Genomic DNA, 19709 nt, shown 5'->3' with positions numbered 1-19709 from the left:
GTAAGATTTATGATTTTTTTTAAGGAAAAAATTTATTCGTTGATTAAATGCCACTTACGTTGCTAATAAGCCTAGAAACACCTTCAATATTTGTTGTGTATTGGCTTTGTCTTCCTTCTCAATGGCTTCACAGATTTTTTTTATTGCAGAAGCTACATGGTAATCAACGGTTTTCACCTTGATATCTAATATTTCTGCAATCTCTTTGTATTTGAGCCCTTGTACTTTGGCCAAGGAAAAGACCATTCTTGTTTGTGCGGGTAGGTAATCAATGGCCTTCAAAATTTTCTGTAGTTTCTCTTCCTCAAGTTCTGAATCATCAGTTGGGTCAACTGGTTCAAAGTAATAAGTCGTGATGTCTTCGATGGATACAATGTCTCTATTTTTCTTAGAACGCAGATAAGAAATAGCCTGATTACGAACAGAGCTAAACAAGTAACTTTTTAGGTTTGATACCTGTTCAAGCCTTTCATGACTTTCCCAAACTTTCACGAACACATCGCTAACAGCTTCTTCAGCCAGAACTGAATCGTTTAGGATTCCTTTGGCAAATAAAAACAAGTCGTGAGAGTAACCATCCAGTAACCGAGCAAACTCCAGGTGGTTGCCTTGCTGTATCAGCTGAAGATTAATATTTACACTCGATGAACTCAATGCTTTGGATTTTCCCGATTTGGCACCAAAGATAAAAGAATTGTTTATTCAGCAACAAATCAATATTGAAAACATAAAAATGGACAATCCGAAAACATGAATATTTCTTGCAAAGTGCACAAAGAAAAAAAATTGCAAAAACCGCAAAATGCAGAACAATATGATTCTATATTTTACGGTCTTTACGAATTTCTTAGGGAAGGTTCCTTTCTTAAATCAAATACTGAAATAGATCGGGCTTTTCATTCAAATACTCAGCAATAAAACCATTCTCTTCCATCCGCTTCTGTAAACCGTCAAAGTCTTCCGGTTTTTGTATTTCAATGCCAATCACTACAGGCCCCATAGCCCTTGCTGTTTTCTTTTTGTACTCAAAATGGGTGATGTCATCGCCCGGGCCTAATACATCGTTCACAAATGTTTTAAGTGCACCAGATCTCTGTGGAAAACGCACAATAAAATAATGCTTCAAACCTTCATAAAGCAAAGAGCGCTCTTTAATTTCTTCGGTACGAGTAATATCGTTATTGCTTCCGCTAAGAATACAAACCACATTTTTGCCAATAATCTGCTCGGCATAAAAATCAAGCGCAGCAATACTTAAAGCACCAGCTGGCTCCACAACAATGGCCTCGTAGTTATATAGCTCAAGGATTTTAGTGCAGATTTTACCTTCCGGCACTAAAATAATGTCATCTAAAACACGCTGACAAATCGGTAGGTTAATGGCACCAACACGCTGAACCGCTGCTCCATCAACAAACTTATCGATTTCATCCAGCTCTACAACTTCCCCTTTTTCCATGGCTTTTTGCATGGCAGGTGCACCGGCTGGTTCCACACCAATAATCTTCGTCTCAGGTGTAATTTGTTTGATATAAGCACCCAGTCCTGATGCCAGACCACCCCCGCCAATGGGCACAAAAATATAATCAATCGGTTGCTCGGCCTGTTCAATCAGTTCCAACCCAACGGTCGCCTGTCCTTCAATAATCTGAGGATCGTCAAAAGGATGAATAAATGTTCGGCCGGTACGAGCACATTCTTCCATAGCGGCATTATAGGCATCATCGTAGGTATCGCCTTTAAGCACCACCACGACAAAGCCTTGTCCAAACATTTTAACCTGGTTAACCTTCTGTTTGGGTGTAGTGGCCGGCATAAAGATATAGCCGTTGATTCCCAATTCCCGGCACGAATAGGCGACTCCTTGCGCATGATTGCCAGCACTGGCACAAACAATGCCCGAAGCCACCTGCTGCTTGGTTAAACTCTTAATCTTATTGTAAGCACCACGTATCTTATAAGAACGAACTGATTGTAAATCTTCTCGCTTCAGAAACACATTGGAGCAATACTGTTTCGACAGATTATGATTGCGCATGAGTGGTGTGGTTTCCACCACATCAGAGATGGTTTGTTTAGCTTTTTTAACAGCATCAAGAGTTGGATAAAAATCTGAAAATGCTGCTATTCCGTTTTTTGTTGTCATTTTGTTGCGGGGTATTTTATCTGTAGTAATTAGGGAGTAGTCAATGGTAAAAAAAACCTGTCAGGATTCTAAATCCTGACAGGTTTATATTTAATTCTTCTTGATATAATTAGCGAGCCAATCACCTACTTCGGATGTTTTACTGACGTTACCATCTTTAGCAATGTCTTCCGTCACAACACCAGCGTCGAGTGATTGATTAACAGCTTCGCGAACAGCTTTGGCTTCGTCTAATAAGTCTAACGATTCCAATAACATGGCGGCTGATAATACGGTAGCCACCGGATTAGCAATATCTTTGCCCGCTGCCTGCGGATAGGAACCATGGATGGGCTCAAACACAGATGTGTGAATACCAACCGAAGCAGAAGGCAATAATCCTAATGAACCCGTAATCACAGACGCCTCGTCACTGATGATGTCACCAAACATGTTTTCGGTTACCATCACATCAAATTTCTTAGGCCACTGGATAAGTTGCATGGCTGCATTATCAACAAACATATAATCAACTTCAATGTCTTTATAATCAGCTTCCATAGCTTGAGCTGTTTCACGCCACAAGCGAGAAGTGGCCAACACATTGGCTTTATCTACCACGGTTAATCGCTTATCGCGTTTGCCGGCATATGAGAAAGCTAGCTTTAGAATACGCTCAATCTCTTCCGTGGTGTAAGTACAGGTATCAAAGGCTTTCTTTAAATCTTCCGAACGTCCTTTTTCACCAAAATAAATTCCACCTGTCAGCTCACGTACCACTACAAAATCAGCGCCTTCTACGATATCTAAACGTAACGGACTTTTATCCAGTAAAGATGGAAAAGTTGTTACAGGGCGAATGTTAGCATACAAACCTAATTTTTTTCGCATGGCTAACAAACCTTGCTCAGGACGCACTTTAGCCTTTGGGTCATTATCGTATTTAGGATCGCCGATAGCACCAAAAAGCACTGCATCTGATTGCATACAAATTTCGTGTGTCTCATCCGGATACGGATTTCCGACCTGATCGATGGCTGTTGCACCAACAAGTGCATTTGTATAATTCACCTCGTGGTTAAATTTCTCGGCAACTGCATCAATTACTTTTTGTGCCTGTGCCACTATTTCTGGTCCGATGCCGTCACCCGGCAACACTGCAATGTTTAGTTTCATATTTTTTTTAGTATCAAGATAAGAGTATCAAGTATCAAGATGATTTACATGATGTTTAAAATTCATCAGTCTTGTGTCTTGATACTTATGTCTTAAGTCTAATTTATAATTTTCAAATTTCCGTTTTCAATCAAGTTAAGCATTTTAACGGTTGCTTTAATAGCTGCTTCTGTTTGGTCGGCATCCAAACCTCGGGTTTTAAAAAGCTTGCCCTTAAACTCCCAGGAGATAACTGTTTCCACCAAAGCATCTGTCTTTCCCCCTGGCGGAATGGTAACGATGTAATCCTCCAGTACCGGGTGGTTTTTGCCCAGTTTCTCATATATCTTCCAGATGGCGTGCATAAAGGCATCGTACTGCCCATCGCCATTAGCCGTTTCCTGATGCATCTCGCCATCTATCTCAATACTCACATTGGCTAAAGGCATCAATCCTTTGGTTAGTTGTAAGCTATAATTTTTTACTTTGATATGCTCTTTTATCGACGCACTTTTAAGCACATCAGAAATGATGTATGGTAAATCTTCGGTCGTTACGGTTTCCTTTTTATCACCCAGCTCAATAACCCGTTCGGTCACCGTTTTCATCTCTTCTGATGAAAGATCGATACCCAACTCTTCCAAGTTCTTCAGGATATTGGCTTTCCCCGATGTCTTACCTAAGGCATATTTTCGCACGCGCCCAAATCGTTCAGGCATCAGGCGATTGAAATACAGGTTATCTTTATTGTCACCATCGGCATGAATGCCGGCACACTGGGTAAAGACAAATTCACCCGTTAATGGTTTGTTGGTTGGTATTCGTATGGCAGAGAAGCTCTCAACAAGCTGGCTTACCTTGGTGATCTTCGATTCTTCAACATGGGTTTTAACACCCAATTGATCATTGACCAAACCAACAACACTTGCTAATGGCGCATTACCTGCCCGTTCGCCCAAACCGTTGATGGTCGTGTGCACGCCTTTCACACCTGTTTTTATGGCAGCAAATACATTAGCCACTGCCAAATCGTAATCGTTATGCGCGTGAAAGTCGAAATGTAAATCAGGGTAACGTGTAATGATGGAAGAACAAAATTCGGTGACCTGATCGGGGTTAAGAATCCCCAATGTGTCGGGCAGCATAAAACGCTTAATGCTGGAATCCTGCAATTGATCCAACATGAAATACACATAATCTGGCGAATCAATCATACCATTCGACCAGTCTTCCAGGTAAATATTTACATCGATAGCCATTTCTTCAGCAGCCTGTAAAACCTTTTTGATATCCGCTACATGCTCTTCAGGTGTTTTACCCAACTGTCCGGTAACATGCTTCAACGAACCTTTGGTTAGTAAGTTGATGACTCTTCCTCCGGCACTTTGTATCCATTCCAGAGATGTTCTTCCGTCGACAAAACCCAGCACCTCAACTTTATCAAGCAGCCCTTTTTTGGAGGCCCATTCTGTAATCTTCTGCACCGCCCGGTATTCGCCATCGCTGACTCGTGCAGATGCCACTTCTATTCTGTCCACCTTTAACTCTTCGAGCAGCATGGTCGCCATGGCTAGCTTCTCCGATTCGTTAAACGACACTCCGGTAGTCTGCTCGCCGTCGCGTAAGGTGGTATCCATTAGCTCTATAGTCATGTAATCTTTTGGTTTTTGTGGTTATTGTTTTTTGAGACACAAGATTCAAGACATAAGACACAAGATGATTTACATGCTGTAAAAGCTCAAAATAAACTCCTCAACTTTTAAACTATAAACTACTTGTTTCCTTTTTTGATTCTTTCATCATTCCGACCCCGTCCAGCGATGGCTCGCCGAACGGTAGTCGAGATGACTTTCTATCTATTATCAAACTCTGCGTAATTAGTCAGTAGTTAGAAGTCAGTAGGCAGAAGAATCAATCCCACTGTCGAAAGGGAAATAAACTCTTCAACTTTAAACTCCTCAACTAGTTTAAAACTTAACAGCCTTTGCTTCGTATGCTTCGATCTCCTCACTAAGGCTTAATAAATAGTCGATATCGTCGTAGCCATTCAATAAGCAATTCTTTTTGTATGAGTTAATTTCAAAGCTTTCTGATTCGTCTGTTGAAACATTAGTGATGGTTTGATTCTCCAGATCAATCTTCACAGCAGCTTTATTATCGGCATCAACCGCTTTAAACAAACCTGCCAAAAAGGATTCCGACACCTGCACTGGCAACACGCCATTATTCAGTGAGTTACCCCGGAATATATCGGCAAAAAAGCTCGATACCACGGCTTTAAAACCATAACCTGCAATGGCCCACGCTGCATGCTCGCGGCTCGAACCACTTCCAAAGTTTTTACCAGCAACTAAAACGGTACCTGAATAAGCCGGGTTGTTTAACACAAAATCTGCTTTCGGCGAACCATCTTTCTCGTAACGCCAATCGTAAAACAAGTTATCGCCAAACCCTTCTTTAGTCGTCGCTTTCAGGAAGCGGGCCGGAATAATCTGGTCTGTATCCACATTTTCGATTGGCATTGGCACAAACGAAGTCTCAACTGTTACAAATTTATCTATAGGCATAATTCTTCCTCCTGATTAAAAGTTAAAGATGGTTCGTGGATCGGTAACAACACCTGTTACTGCGGCGGCTGCAGCCGTTAACGGACTGGCCAGCATGGTGCGGGAACCAGGTCCCTGGCGTCCTTCGAAGTTACGGTTCGAGGTGGCCACTGCATATTTACCTGCAGGAATTTTATCGTCATTCATCGCCAGACATGCCGAGCAACCCGGTTGACGTAATTCAAAACCAGCGGCTTCCAATTGTTCTTTCAAACCTTCTTCGATGGCTTGCTTCTCAACCTGCTTACTGCCTGGAACAATCCATGCGGTAACGCTTTCTGCTTTTTTCTTTCCTTTAACGGCCTCACAAAAGGCGCGTAAATCTTCGATACGACCGTTGGTACAGCTACCTACAAAAACATAATCAACCGGCTTGCCTGACAGTTGATCGCCAGCTGCAAAACCCATGTATTCCATCGATTTTTGAAAAGAAGCCTTTGAGCTGTCTTCGATGTCATCCATAGATGGAATGTTCTCACAAACCTTAGCGCCCATACCCGGATTGGTTCCGTATGTAATCATTGGCTCAATATCGGCGGCATCAAAAGTCAGTTCTTTATCAAAAACGGCATCGGCATCAGTTACCAATGTTTTCCAATAAGCTAACGCTTTATCCCACTGCTCGCCTTGAGGTGCCTGCTCACGTCCTTTGATGTATTCAAAAGTGGTTTCATCCGGTGCAATCATACCACCACGAGCTCCCATTTCAATACTCATGTTACAAACGGTCATGCGGGCTTCCATCGACAAGCTGCGAATAGCCGAACCGGCAAACTCAACAAAGTAGCCAGTACCGCCACCTGTCGATATTTTAGAAATGATGTAAAGGATTATATCTTTCGACGTTACGCCTTTGTCCAGCTCGCCTTCAATGTTAATGCGCATGCTCTTAGGCTTAGGCTGCATAATACACTGCGTGGCCAGGGCCATTTCCACCTCACTGGTTCCGATGCCAAAAGCAATGCTACCAAAGGCACCGTGAGTTGATGTATGACTGTCGCCACAAACGATAGTCATACCGGGCTGTGTAATGCCCAGCTCAGGGCCAACCACGTGCACAATGCCATTATAGGGGTGATTCAAACCATACATAGTGATGCCATTTTCCTCACAATTTTTCTTCAGCGTTTCCACCTGATGACGCGATAACTCATCCTGGATGGTTAAATGCTGATTAACTGTTGGAATATTGTGGTCGGGGGTAGCAATTACCTGCGAAGGGCGTGCTACTTTTCCACCTCGGGCTTTGATTCCACCAAAGGCTTGCGGACTCGTTACTTCGTGTATAAAGTGACGGTCGATATAAAGGACATTTGGCCCGTCATCAATCGTTTTGACAACATGGCTGTCCCATATTTTATCAAATAATGTTTTTCCCATTTTGTTATAAGTATCAAGTATCAAGATTGAAGTATCAAGACTTTTCCCATCTCCGGTTTGTTTCTTGTGTCTTTTGTCTTGATACTTATGTCTAAAAATTATCCAATTTTTGAAATAGCATCTAAGAAGGCTTCAACTGAGGCGGTTATGATATCGACATTGGCCGAGAAACCATAATAAATCTGGCCTTTGTGTTCAACCTGAACGTGCACTTTACCCAAATCATCGCTGCCTCTGGTGATGGCCTGAATCAGGAACTCTTCCAAATGTACCTTTCTTTTCACCAATGCTTTAACAGCTGTAAAAGCGGCATCTATAGGTCCGTTACCGGAAGCTGTTTCGGTAAATACATCACCATTGAAGCTCACTGCTACCGTTGCTGTTGGTATGGTTGTGCTTCCTGATATAACCTGAAGTGTCTCCAATTTGATTGAACGATCCTGCTTTTCTTTTTCGGTGCCAGCCAACGCTTCCAAATCTTCATCAGCCACATCTTTTTTCTTATCGGCTAAGTCCAGGAATCGGTTGTAAACCTCATCCAGTTCAGGCCCTTCAAAATCATACCCTAACACATGTAAGCGGTGTTTCAAGGCTGCACGACCACTACGAGCCGTTAGTACAATGCTTGATTCTTTAACACCTACATCAGCGGGATCGATGATCTCATAGTTTTCACGGTTTTTTAATACGCCATCTTGGTGAATACCTGATGAGTGAGCAAAGGCATTACGTCCCACAATCGCTTTATTGGCCTGCACCGGCATACGCATCAAGGTAGAAACCAAACGGCTGGTTTTCATGATTTGCTTCGTGTCAATCTCGGTTTGGTAGTCCAAATCGTGGTGCGATTTCATGGCCATCACTACTTCTTCCAAAGAAGTATTACCGGCACGCTCGCCTAATCCATTGATGGTGACTTCAACCTGACGGGCACCATTGGTGACACCCGCTAAGGTATTGGCGGTGGCCATGCCCAAATCGTTATGGCAGTGTGTTGATAAAATAGCTTTATCCACGTTCGGCACATTATTCACCAGGTAGGCAATTTTTTCGCCGTATTCCTTTGGCAAACAGTAGCCTGTTGTATCCGGAATATTGATAACCGTAGCACCTGCTGCAATCACGGCCTCTACCACTCTTGCAAGGTATTCGTTGTCTGAACGACCGGCATCTTCGGCATAGAATTCTACATCTTCGACAAAACGTTTGGCATATTTCACAGCTTCCACTGCACGCTCAATAATCTCATCTTCGTTAGAATTTAATTTGTATTTAATGTGATAAGGCGATGTGCCGATACCAGTGTGGATACGGCCTCGCTTAGCAAACTTCAGGGCGTCAGCCGCTACTTCAATGTCTTTTTTTACCGCACGTGTTAGTGCACAGATGGTAGGATTGGTTACCGCTTTTGAAATTTCGACCACCGAATTAAAATCTCCGGGGCTCGAAATAGGGAAGCCAGCTTCGATAACATCCACGCCGAGCTTTTCGAGCTGACGGGCTACTTCTATCTTTTCAATAGTGTTTAACTGGCATCCCGGCACTTGCTCGCCGTCTCTTAATGTTGTATCAAATATGTAAACTTTATTATCCATGTTTAATGTTTTTAAGTTTTACCGAATTCCTTTCCCCGTAAAACTAGCCGATAGCCAACAGGTGTCAGCTAACAGCTAAATCATCGGATGACCATTGTATCATGGGGTGGTCATCCGATGAGTTTTTAATTATTATTGGTTTTCTGGTCTCAATTTACGAACAGCAGCACCTGCCTGCCACATTTCTGACTCACGTAACTCTTTCAACTCAGCTTCTAACTTAGGACGGTAATCGGCCTGACTGTTAGAATCGATAGAACGCTGAGCCTCATTACCAGCCGCTACTTCTGAATATAATTTTTCAAACACCGGCTTGGTCGCATCGCGGAAAGGCTTCCACCAATCCAAGGCACCACGTTGAGCAGTTGTTGATGTGTTGGCATACATCCAGTCCATTCCATTTTCAGCCACCAATGGCATCAAGCTTTGCGTTAACTCCTCAACTGTTTCGTTGAAGGCCTCTGAAGGAGTGTGACCATTGGCACGCAATACTTCGTACTGAGCAGCAAAAATACCCTGGATACATCCCATCAAAGTACCACGCTCACCTGTTAAGTCAGAGTATACCTCACGTTTAAAGTCTGTTTCGAACAAATAGCCCGAACCAACGCCGATACCCAATGATATCACACGGTCTTTAGCTTTACCAGTAGCATCCTGGAAGATGGCATACGAAGAGTTCAGACCACGTCCTTCCAGGAACATACGACGCAATGAAGTACCTGAACCTTTAGGTGCTACCAGGATGACATCCACATCAGCCGGAGGCACAATGCCAGTGCGCTCTTTGTAAGTAATACCGAATCCGTGTGAGAAATAAAGTGCTTTACCCGGAGTCAGGTATTTTTTAACGGTATCCCACATCTGAATCTGACCAGCATCAGAAAGCAAGTATTGGATAATTGTGGCTTTTTCAAGCGCCTCTTCAATTTCGAAAAGTGTTTCACCAGGAACCCAACCATCAGCGATTGCCTTATCCCATGTTTTTGATTCTTTGCGCTGACCAACAATGACGTTAAAACCGTTGTCTTTTAGGTTGAGGGATTGCCCTGGACCTTGCACACCGTAACCAATTACAGCAATCGTTTCGTCTTTTAAAACTTCACGTGCTTTTTCCAATGGGAATTCTTCCCTCATTACAACGTTTTCTTCAACGCCTCCAAAATTAATTTTTGCCATGATTTAATTTGATTAATGTTTATTTTATGTTTTTTGTATCAAGATGATTTACTTGATGTATTTAGTCTTCTGTCTTGCTACTTAAATTTTGATTCTAGTCTAACAGACTTTTTTCTTTTTCGAGTTTCTTCAAATAATTCGATAATAACTCGTCTTTCAATTTGGTAACGGCGATTCGTCCTGAGCGAACAAATTGCTGAACTCCAAAGTGATCCAGCTTTTCAAAAAGCTCCTGTGTTTCGCGCTTATGACCGGTTTTTTCGATAACGGTGTATTCTTTGGTTACCTCAAGGATACGTGCTCCATACTGGCGAACGAGTCGTTCAATTTCATTGCTGTTCAGCAGCGACTCGGTTTTTACCTTATATAATGCCACTTCCTGATGCACAATCTCATCGGCTGTAAACACAAAGGCTTTAATCACGTCAATACGTTTTTCGATTTGCAGCAATAGTTTATTTACCTGTTCGCGCGATGTAAATACCACAATGGTAAATTTATGAATGCCCGGAATGGCTGATTCTGAAGTAGTCAGGCTTTCAATGTTAATATGGCGACGCGTAAATATTGTTGTCACCTGGTTTAATAAGCCGACGTGATTCTCAGAATATATTGATAATGTGAATTCTTGTTTCATTGTTTTAAAGTATCAAGATTAAAGTATAAAGTATCAAGATGATGACCGTCTCGGGTCTTATGTCTTGCATCTTCTATCTTTTGTCTAATTATTCAAGGCGAATATCTGACACCGAAGCACCTGTAGGTACCATTGGGAACACATTACCTTCTTTTTCTACGACCACCTCTAACAAATAGGCACCTTTATGTTCGGTCATACGCTGAACAGCAGCATCCAGGTCATCACGTTCTGTTACTTTCTCGCCTGCAATGCCATAACCTTTTGCAATTGTCTGGAAATCGGGGTTAACCAACTCGGTTGAAGCATAGCGTCTATCGAAGAATAACTCCTGCCACTGGCGTACCATACCCAGGAAATTGTTGTTTAATAAGATGATTTTCACATCCGCTTGCGTTTGGAAGATGGTTCCCAATTCCTGAATGGTCATCTGGAAGCCGCCATCACCAACGAATAAACAAACCGGACGCTCCGGCATACCTAACTTAGCACCCATGGCAGCCGGCAATCCAAATCCCATGGTTCCCAGTCCACCGGATGTAACCAAACTGCGCGTTTGCTTAAATTTGAAATAGCGCGATGCCATCATCTGGTGCTGACCCACATCGGTGACAACAATGGCATCATCATCGTACTTTTCGGTTACACGACGAATAACTTCGCCCATGGTTAAACCTTCCTTAGCCGGATGCAGCTCAGGCTGAATAATTTTCTGGTCTTCTATTTTATCACAGACTTTAAATTCATTCAACCAGTCCTCATGCTTATTTTTCGACACCATATCGGTAATCATTGGCAATGAATCTTTCACATCGCCCAATACCGGCACGTCGGCATAAATGATTTTATTGATTTCTGCCGGGTCAATCTCCAAATGCACCACTTTTGCATTCGTGGCATATTTCTGAACATTACCTGTTACACGGTCGTCGAAACGCATACCAATCGCAATAATCAAATCGGCTTCATTGGTTTTAACATTAGGCCCGTAGTGCCCGTGCATTCCCAACATCCCAACGTTTTGCTCAAAGTCTGAAGGCATGGCCGATAAACCTAACAAGGTCCAGGCGGCCGGAATACCTGTTTTCTTTAAGAATTCCATCAATTCATTTTCGGCACCACCTAACACCACGCCCTGACCTACTAAGGCTAAAGGTTTCTTTGCCAGATTGATTAACTGAACAGCTTCAGCAACTTTGTCTTTCTTAACGGGTGATTTTGGTTTGTAGCTACGAACTTTATCTACCGTCTTATATTCAAAATCGAATTGGGCAAATTGAGCATCTTTAGTGATATCAATCAATACCGGCCCCGGACGACCAGAACGCGCAATGTAAAATGCTTTCGCGATGGCTTCCGGAATTTCTTCGGCTCGTTTTACCTGGTAGTTCCATTTGGTGATTGGCTGTGTAATGCCCACCACATCTGTTTCCTGGAAAGCATCGGTACCCAATAAAGGCGACGCCACCTGGCCACTAATCACCACCATTGGTGTTGAATCCACCATAGCATCAGCAATACCAGTCACGGCATTGGTTGCACCTGGTCCACTTGTTACAAAGCAAACGCCAACTTTGCCAGTGACTCGTGCATACCCCTGAGCCGCATGAACAGCTCCCTGTTCATGACGTGTTAAGATGTGATTTAACCGATCCTGATAGTGGTAAAGTGCATCATACACCGGCATAATTGCCCCACCCGGATACCCGAATAACAAATCTACTCCTTCATGCAACAATGATTGCATCAATGCTTCGGAGCCACTCATTCGTTTCAATGTCGTTTCTTTGGCTTCCATGGTTGTTGTTTGCGTTTGTGTTTCCATTTTTTTCAAAGCTACTGGCTGCTAGTTTCTAGCAATTGCCATTATGGTTATTGTTTTGCTCATCATGCCATGAGGCTATTGTCTAGCCTCTAGCAGCTTACTAATCAATCAATCTTACAGCGCCCTGGTCAGCTGCACTTACTAAGCTTGCATAAGCTCTAAGCGCTTTTGACACATATCGTTCGCGGTTACCTGGTTTAAAGGCTTTGTCGCCTTTTGCTTCTTCGGCTGCTCTTCTTTGAGCGAGCTCGTCCTCACTAATCTGTAATTCTATTTTTCGGTTAGGGATATCAATCAATATAGGGTCGCCATTTTCAACCAGGGCAATGGTACCTCCACCGGCAGCTTCGGGTGATGCATGCCCAATGGACAGACCCGATGTACCACCTGAGAAACGACCATCGGTTAACAAGGCACATGCTTTACCCAGGTGTTTTGATTTCAGATAAGATGTTGGATACAACATCTCTTGCATGCCCGGTCCGCCTTTAGGACCTTCGTAGCGGATGATGACCACATCGCCGGCTTTTACTTCATCTGATAAAATGCCTTCACAAGCATCGTCTTGCGACTCGTAAACACGGGCAGTTCCGTTGAATGTAAAGATGGATTCATCAACACCAGCTGTTTTAACGATACAACCCTTCTCGGCCAGATTACCAAATAAAACAGCCAATCCGCCATCTTTAAAGTAAGCACCTTCAACACTGCGAATGCAGCCCTTTGTGCGATCTAAATCCAACTCGGCATATTCTGTTTTTTGTGATCCCATGGTTAGATTAAACAGCCCTGCAGGAGCACTGCTATATACTTCTTTAGCTTCTTCAGTAGCCACTGGTGATAGAACATCATACGCTGCCAGAGCCTCTTTCAAACTGGGGAAATCAACACGACTTACATCGGTATGCAATAAACCGCCTCGGTTTAGCTCGGCCAAAATCGCCATGATACCACCGGCGCGGTTTACATCCTCGATGTGATAATGCGAGTTAGGTGCTACCTTGCACAATACTGGTGTTGTGCGCGATAAACGGTCAATGTCATCCATAGTGAAATTGACACCAGCCTCGTGTGCGATCGCTAAAATATGAAGAACCGTATTGGTTGAACCTCCCATGGCGATATCTAAAGTCATGGCATTTTCAAACGCCTTATAGCTGGCAATTGAACGTGGTAAAACTGATTCGTCACCTTCTCCATAATAGCGATTGGTGATGTCAACTATTAAATCGGCAGCTTTTTCGAATAAACGCTTACGATTAACATGTGTGGCTACTATCGTACCGTTGCCGGGTAAAGCCAGTCCAATGGCTTCATTCAGGCAGTTCATAGAGTTTGCGGTGAACATACCCGAACACGAACCACAGGTAGGACAGGCGTTACGCTCCACTTCATCTACTTCAGCATCCGACACGTTATCATCGGCAGCCATTACCATGGCATCTACTAAGTCCAATGCCTTGCCACCAGCTTTACCTGCTTCCATGGGGCCCCCTGATACAAATACGGTTGGAATATTTAAACGCATGGATGCCATCAGCATACCGGGCGTAATTTTGTCGCAATTACTGATGCATACCATGGCATCTACCTTGTGTGCATTGGCCATGTACTCCACACTATCAGCGATTATATCGCGCGATGGCAATGAATACAACATCCCGTCGTGTCCCATGGCGATACCATCATCAATGGCGATGGTGTTAAACTCAGCTGCAAAGCATCCGTTGGCTTCAATGCGCTGTTTCACCATTTGGCCAATGTCGTGTAAATGCACGTGACCCGGCACAAACTGAGTGAACGAGTTAACAACAGCTATCACCGGTTTGCCAAAGTGTTGCTCTTTCATGCCGTTGGCACGCCACAGGCTTCTGGCTCCGGCCATTCGTCGTCCTTGTGTTGATGTTGCGCTTCTTAGTGTTATTTTCATTGTTTTGTTTCCGTTTGTATCAAAAAAAAGAGCTTTTCTCGTATGTGAGAAAAGCTCTTTTGTATCGTATCTTCGTTGATTTATCTACATAGCATTCTCACTCCTCTAGGTTCTAATAATAATGACCACGAGAATAATAATAATGTCGAGAATGAGTGATAAATTAAATTTCATGTGCTTCTGTTTACTTTCAATTGTCACATGGAACTTACAAGAATTTTTAATCTTTACTTCTTTGTAATTTGTAAGATTAAAAATTACATGTTCGTTTCATCTTGCTCTTTGCTTTTGCGGTGTATCACATTTTTTGATTCACCAATTTCTGCTTTTTACGTTAGCAAATGTAGGATTGATTTTTATAACTCCAAAGAAATAGTCAAAAAAATATCAAATAATTTTACAATTTGATATTATAAGCCTTTTGTACCTTACTATTTTTTTACTCTATCTCTATATAAGGTATGGTTCGAAATTCCATGTTTATTTAAAGACATCCTAATCTTATTCTTATCACCTGTATAACTTACACTTACAGCACCTCATCACAAACGGCAACTTTCGCCGCAAATGTAAGTTCAAATGTCGAAGTGATAAATGTCACTATTTAAGTCTTTGGGTGGTATCATTTTTTAAAGCGAGGTATTCTTCAAAAACCAGATTGATGGCCTCCATCATTTTGTAATCAGACAGTTCAGGGTTAATTTTATGTTTTGTTCGTAGGAAGACCATAAACGAATCCAATTCAGCTCCTTCGAACTTGGTGAGATACTGCATATTTTTGCGCGAAGTCATCTCTCTAAATCGTTCATACCGCTTCTCATTGGCTGCAAACGTTTCGTATTTTTTCTCGGCTCGCGTCTTACCGCCACTACCAAAACCTATGCCTACTCCAAACCCATTATTCAGTCCGGCCGCCATTTCCTTCTCTCTAATCGCCTTTTTTATTGCCGCTTGATTCAACACTATCGGCATACTAACTCCTTGAGTCGGCATCATATCCATATTGGCCACCATGTGCCTGAACGAAGCATAAGAACGGAACATCAACACATCAACCGAGCCTAATTCATAAGTCTTCTCTTTAACAACCCAAAGCAAGGTGTCGCTCAACATGTCTTCGTTAACAACAAGCATGGTATCCTGATATCCAAGGCATCGAAAAAAGAGGGTATCATTAGGCGATGTATTTAACTTAAAAACACCATCATCGTGTGTTTCTTTACCAAAACCAGTTTGACTATTTGCCACAAAAGCAAAGGGCACAGCCGTGATGCTATCGGCATGTACAACCTTTCCAATCAGTAAATGCTTCTCAACTTCTTCTTGTGCAAAAGAAGATAACTGATACACAAGTAGTATTAACAAACAATATATATTCTGTGCTTTCAAACTATGATTTGGTTTTATATTCGTTAAACAAATCAATAACCTTATACTTAATACTTAACGATGTTTCATTGTCATTAAGCTTAATATTTGAATTACAATAGATGATGAAGTTCTGAAGTGCTTCTCCTTCAAGACCACTTACTTCCTGCATCATTTCATTGGTCAACAGATTCAGCTGCTTTTCTTTTTGTAACAACTTCATATATTGCCTCTTTCGCTTATCTGTTTTACTGGTGTAATAATCGATAAAACTGAAAGGCTGAATGACTGCTGCAAGAATGGGAGGCGGTCCATTGTAATCGGGTCGAATATTTGCCGGAATATCAGGCTTCTTACCCAACTTTATATCGCTTGGTAACATCAAATCCATTTCCTGCCGCTTTAGCTTTTGTGCTCTTAATAAATCCATATAGTTATTGTAATGCACATTTGAATGAATGTCAACCTGCTCTACCTGATAGCTTATTTGCTTTAGTGGAAATTGATACCTTAAATCAGCATCAACATTCAGGCTATCTAAATGAAAAATGCGTGACTCGAAACCCAAAGCCAACACTTTTATACTGTCGTTGCCATCCAAAATAACTTTAAACTCACCTGTTGAATCGGCCGCAAACACATTCATCTTTTTAAAACTGGCAATTTGCGCCAGCGGAATTATTGCATTATCCGATTCGCGCACAACCTGCCCGTGAAGCCACACTTGCTGCTGAGCGAATGCGCTTGCCCATGGGAGGCACACCAAAATGAACACTGTTATTATAATCCGAATTTTCATACAAACTGGTTAGGATAAGCTAATATAAAACGAATGCTTTTATCAGGCATATAATTTCAACAAACGCTTATTTATTAACAGGCGTTAACAGTTAGAGTTAGATGGAAGTATAAGTTTCCTGTTTATGGTTTCGGGGTTGAGGCGTGCGAAGAAACACGTATGTCATCTTTAGTAAATATCATCTAATTAAAGATGACATCCGTTCCAATACTGGTTTAGCAATTTACTATAATTCCATCAATATCTGTTATTTTTTCAACAAAGGCACCTGATAATGACAGCATTTAACACAGCACAACTAAATAGTTAAAACAAAAGCCCTTAACAATTTTTTATACTGTTATCTGATGAATTAAAATTATTTTTGCAGCTATTAGGTCACTTACCCAATAGGTTGATAGACCATTAGAAAAAATTGATTTATAACAAAACAATAATAAAATAAATAGCAATGAGTGAATTGAAGAATATCATTGAAAAGGCCTGGGACGACCGGTCGATGTTAAGTAAGCCCGAAACAGTTGAAGTAATTAAAACAGTAGTTGAGAAATTGGATAAGGGTGAATTACGCGTTGCTGAACCCAATGGTGACGATTGGATTGTGAACGAATGGGTGAAAAAGGCGGTTATTCTTTACTTCCCTACCCAGCAAATGGAAACCATTGAAGTGGGTCCCTTTGAATTCCATGATAAAATTGCGCTTAAAAAGGATTATGCAGCACAGGGCGTTCGCGTGGTGCCTCATGCCGTTGCTCGTTATGGTGCATTTCTGGAGTCGGGTGTGGTAATGATGCCATCGTATGTGAATATTGGTGCTTATGTTGGGTCGGGAACCATGGTTGACACCTGGGCCACAGTAGGTAGCTGTGCACAGATTGGTAAAAACGTTCACCTAAGCGGTGGCGTGGGTATTGGCGGTGTATTGGAGCCAGTGCAGGCTGCCCCGGTTATTATCGAAGACGATGCTTTTATCGGCTCTCGATGCATTGTAGTTGAAGGTGTGCGCGTGGGTAAAGAAGCCGTATTAGGTGCCAACGTGGTATTAACAGCCTCTACAAAAATTATTGATGTAAGTGGCGACGAGCCTAAGGAATACAAAGGTTATGTACCGCCTCGCTCAGTAGTGATACCGGGTAGCATTACCAAGAAATTCCCGGCCGGCGAATACCAGGTACCTGCTGCTTTAATTATTGGACAACGCAAAGAATCGACTGATAAAAAGACATCGTTAAACGATGCCTTGCGCGATAACAATGTAGCGGTGTAATTGAGCAGAGAGTAGTGAGATATGAGTACAAAGACTATTTACAGCTTGTTTAAATCAACAGCCAACTAGAAGTTAGACTATAGATGATTGGCAGCTTGCTTTGTGGAGTTGAGAAGTTTATAAGTTGAAGAGTTTGACGTATAAAATAAAACCTGTCAGGATTTAGAATCCTGACAGGTTTTTTTATTGTGTAACTGCCTCCGGCAAATAAGGCAATGACGACTGATGTAAAATGATTCGGATTTTATCATCATCGCAAATTTTGAATACAAAGCTTTTGTTTACAAAAATATGGCTGTCGTCGGCTCCAATCAAATGAACATTGCATTGAACCATGGCTACATCACCGTGCAATATGTAGTCTAGCTTATTATACCACACTTTAACCCAAGGCTTTAATTTGAAGCCTTTATCATTGGGGAAATTACTATTACCTCCAATAAAATAGGAAACAGCTCCCTCTTTCGTGGGCCTGAATGTTTGAGGGCCAAAGGCTAATGTTGGCTTAAACAAGACCTTGCCATTGTCGTAGTCATAGTTTTGGCTTAGTACTTTCTCAGCCGCCGATTGGTAATCTCCACCCTCTGCATAAATTTCTCCAATCAACACCACATTGTCACACCAAAGTTGTAAAGTGTCGATTACCATTTGTTCGTTAAAGTGCTTTTGTCCCATTTTGTAAATCTTTTAATCGAATTATTATGTCGATGAACAATGTTGATTTGCAAATTTCGTTTGTCAACAAACAATATTGTCCTATTTATATTGGCGCTTCGCCCAAACCCGACTTACTTTTTTAGCTTGAACTAAAAAACTAAGGAAAAAAGTTCAAGGCTCCACCCGCTCCACTCAAAAAACTACGTTTCATTGACTGAAATTGATTAAACTCGCCTTTTTCCTTTCCTCCAAAAGTCTCAAACAGAAATCAATTTTTAACCATCAATTTAAACTTGTTTTTTGGTTCATCGGCTGAGGCCGACCTGAATCATTATTATTCATAGGTTTAACAAAGTCGTTTAGGCCGCCATTAATCAACAAACCTGTTTCAACTTTAAAACTATAAAATTTGCTTCCGCGGCCAAGCAAGAGCTCTATTCTATTATTATTACCTCATTGGCTTCTATCACCACCACCGACACGTAATCTCTGCTCTTTATAACCATATCGCTTCTAAGCTGTTCAACAGCTCGATTAGACAAGCTATCAGCCACACCTCTTTTCTTCATCTTTTCAATCCAGGGCTTGTCAACACAAGGAGCATGATCAATAGAGCATAGAAGTGCTTTATCTTCGGCCATCTGTGCAACGGTTTCTTTTTTAATGCGCTCTTCGCGCACAATGCCGCGCACCAACAGCTTTCGTTTGTATAAATCTCTGTCGAAGCAAGTGGCGGTGTCGGCGGGCACTATTTTAATATACCGACCTCCTTCCGATTGAAGCTTCATCTTGCGCTTATCAACACCACAAATATGGCGAATCACTCCCTTGGTTTCAACCAATGTGCCTTTGTAAACATCCACATGATGAACCAAGCTATCGGCCTCCACTTTTTGTATTACCGAATTACCGGTTTGATGCTTACAGGCTGCCAACACAATGTAGAGCAGCGCTATTAACAATAAGTGTTTCTTCATTTTGTTATGGTTTAGGTTTTAATAAGATAGTTCCTTCTGCAGTGCTAAGCGAAGTGATAGCGCGTTCCTGTTAACAAAACCCCACGAAAGGTACGATAGCTATCGTACTCGTGCGGTAGCAGGGAACCGGACTGCTAAACGCTATAGCGGTGTGTTGCACCAGTAATTTATTAGTTCAAGTACTTATCAATATTTTTGGGTACTCTACC

General features: G+C 42.0%; 16 protein-coding genes. 1 reads left to right on the top strand and 15 read right to left on the bottom strand.

Annotated elements, in window-relative coordinates; genetic code table 11:
• Positions 1 to 54: 54 nt before the first annotated feature.
• The 13 genes from J1N10_RS02145 to J1N10_RS02085 all read right to left on the bottom strand — a co-directional run bounded on the left by J1N10_RS02145 (position 55) and on the right by J1N10_RS02085 (position 16599).
• Positions 55 to 654 (bottom strand): RNA polymerase sigma factor, encoded by a 600-nt coding sequence (locus J1N10_RS02145; protein WP_262325029.1) that lies wholly within the window; start codon positions 652 to 654, stop codon positions 55 to 57.
• Positions 655 to 865: 211 nt separating this feature from the next.
• Positions 866 to 2146: a threonine ammonia-lyase gene (gene ilvA, locus J1N10_RS02140; protein ID WP_262325028.1), complete on the bottom strand. Its 1281-nt coding sequence runs from the start codon at positions 2144 to 2146 to the stop codon at positions 866 to 868.
• Positions 2147 to 2236: 90 nt separating this feature from the next.
• Positions 2237 to 3301 (bottom strand): 3-isopropylmalate dehydrogenase, encoded by a 1065-nt coding sequence (gene leuB / locus J1N10_RS02135; protein WP_262325027.1) that lies wholly within the window; start codon positions 3299 to 3301, stop codon positions 2237 to 2239.
• 98 nt (positions 3302 to 3399) lie between these two features.
• Positions 3400 to 4932 (bottom strand): alpha-isopropylmalate synthase regulatory domain-containing protein, encoded by a 1533-nt coding sequence (locus J1N10_RS02130; RefSeq protein ID WP_262325026.1) that lies wholly within the window; start codon positions 4930 to 4932, stop codon positions 3400 to 3402.
• A 315-nt stretch (positions 4933 to 5247) separates the two neighbouring features.
• A complete protein-coding gene (gene leuD, locus J1N10_RS02125; protein WP_262325025.1) occupies positions 5248 to 5847 on the bottom strand; it encodes a 3-isopropylmalate dehydratase small subunit in 600 nt (199 codons plus the stop codon).
• Positions 5848 to 5862: 15 nt separating this feature from the next.
• Complete coding sequence (gene leuC, locus J1N10_RS02120) at positions 5863 to 7266, bottom strand: 3-isopropylmalate dehydratase large subunit (protein ID WP_262325024.1); 1404 nt, start codon at positions 7264 to 7266, stop codon at positions 5863 to 5865.
• Between the two features lie 98 nt (positions 7267 to 7364).
• Positions 7365 to 8861, bottom strand: a complete 1497-nt coding sequence (locus J1N10_RS02115) for a 2-isopropylmalate synthase (protein WP_262325023.1) — start codon at positions 8859 to 8861, stop codon at positions 7365 to 7367.
• Positions 8862 to 8993: 132 nt separating this feature from the next.
• On the bottom strand, positions 8994 to 10040 hold the full coding sequence (ilvC, locus tag J1N10_RS02110; protein WP_262325022.1) for a ketol-acid reductoisomerase: 1047 nt from the start codon (positions 10038 to 10040) through the stop codon (positions 8994 to 8996).
• Positions 10041 to 10134: 94 nt separating this feature from the next.
• Positions 10135 to 10677, bottom strand: a complete 543-nt coding sequence (ilvN, locus tag J1N10_RS02105) for an acetolactate synthase small subunit (protein ID WP_262325021.1) — start codon at positions 10675 to 10677, stop codon at positions 10135 to 10137.
• A gap of 88 nt (positions 10678 to 10765) precedes the next feature.
• Positions 10766 to 12502, bottom strand: coding sequence for a biosynthetic-type acetolactate synthase large subunit (gene ilvB, locus J1N10_RS02100; RefSeq protein ID WP_262325020.1), 1737 nt, complete (start codon positions 12500 to 12502; stop codon positions 10766 to 10768).
• A 100-nt stretch (positions 12503 to 12602) separates the two neighbouring features.
• The gene (gene ilvD, locus J1N10_RS02095) at positions 12603 to 14432 is read right to left on the bottom strand and encodes a dihydroxy-acid dehydratase (protein WP_262325019.1); all 1830 of its coding nucleotides are present in this window, start codon (positions 14430 to 14432) and stop codon (positions 12603 to 12605) included.
• Between the two features lie 600 nt (positions 14433 to 15032).
• Positions 15033 to 15797 carry a carboxypeptidase-like regulatory domain-containing protein gene (locus J1N10_RS02090; protein WP_262325018.1) on the bottom strand — a complete coding sequence of 255 codons (765 nt, stop codon included), beginning with the start codon at positions 15795 to 15797 and terminating at the stop codon, positions 15033 to 15035.
• Positions 15798 to 15822: 25 nt separating this feature from the next.
• Complete coding sequence (locus J1N10_RS02085) at positions 15823 to 16599, bottom strand: hypothetical protein (RefSeq protein ID WP_262325017.1); 777 nt, start codon at positions 16597 to 16599, stop codon at positions 15823 to 15825.
• Between the two features lie 451 nt (positions 16600 to 17050).
• On the opposite strand from J1N10_RS02085, the gene J1N10_RS02080 reads away from it, so the two are divergent.
• Complete coding sequence (locus J1N10_RS02080) at positions 17051 to 17866, top strand: 2,3,4,5-tetrahydropyridine-2,6-dicarboxylate N-succinyltransferase (protein WP_262325016.1); 816 nt, start codon at positions 17051 to 17053, stop codon at positions 17864 to 17866.
• A 183-nt stretch (positions 17867 to 18049) separates the two neighbouring features.
• Here the strand turns inward: J1N10_RS02080 and J1N10_RS02075 are convergent, their stop codons facing one another.
• Complete coding sequence (locus tag J1N10_RS02075; protein ID WP_262325015.1) at positions 18050 to 18541, bottom strand: hypothetical protein; 492 nt, start codon at positions 18539 to 18541, stop codon at positions 18050 to 18052.
• Between the two features lie 416 nt (positions 18542 to 18957).
• A complete protein-coding gene (locus J1N10_RS02070) occupies positions 18958 to 19500 on the bottom strand; it encodes a hypothetical protein (RefSeq protein ID WP_262325014.1) in 543 nt (180 codons plus the stop codon).
• Positions 19501 to 19709 lie beyond the last annotated feature (209 nt).

The organism is Carboxylicivirga litoralis (genome assembly GCF_025499605.1).
In the GTDB taxonomy this organism is placed as follows: Bacteria; Bacteroidota; Bacteroidia; order Bacteroidales; family Marinilabiliaceae; genus Carboxylicivirga; species Carboxylicivirga litoralis.
Note: the sequence above shows the minus strand (reverse complement) of the source record. Positions and strands in the feature narration are given on the sequence as shown.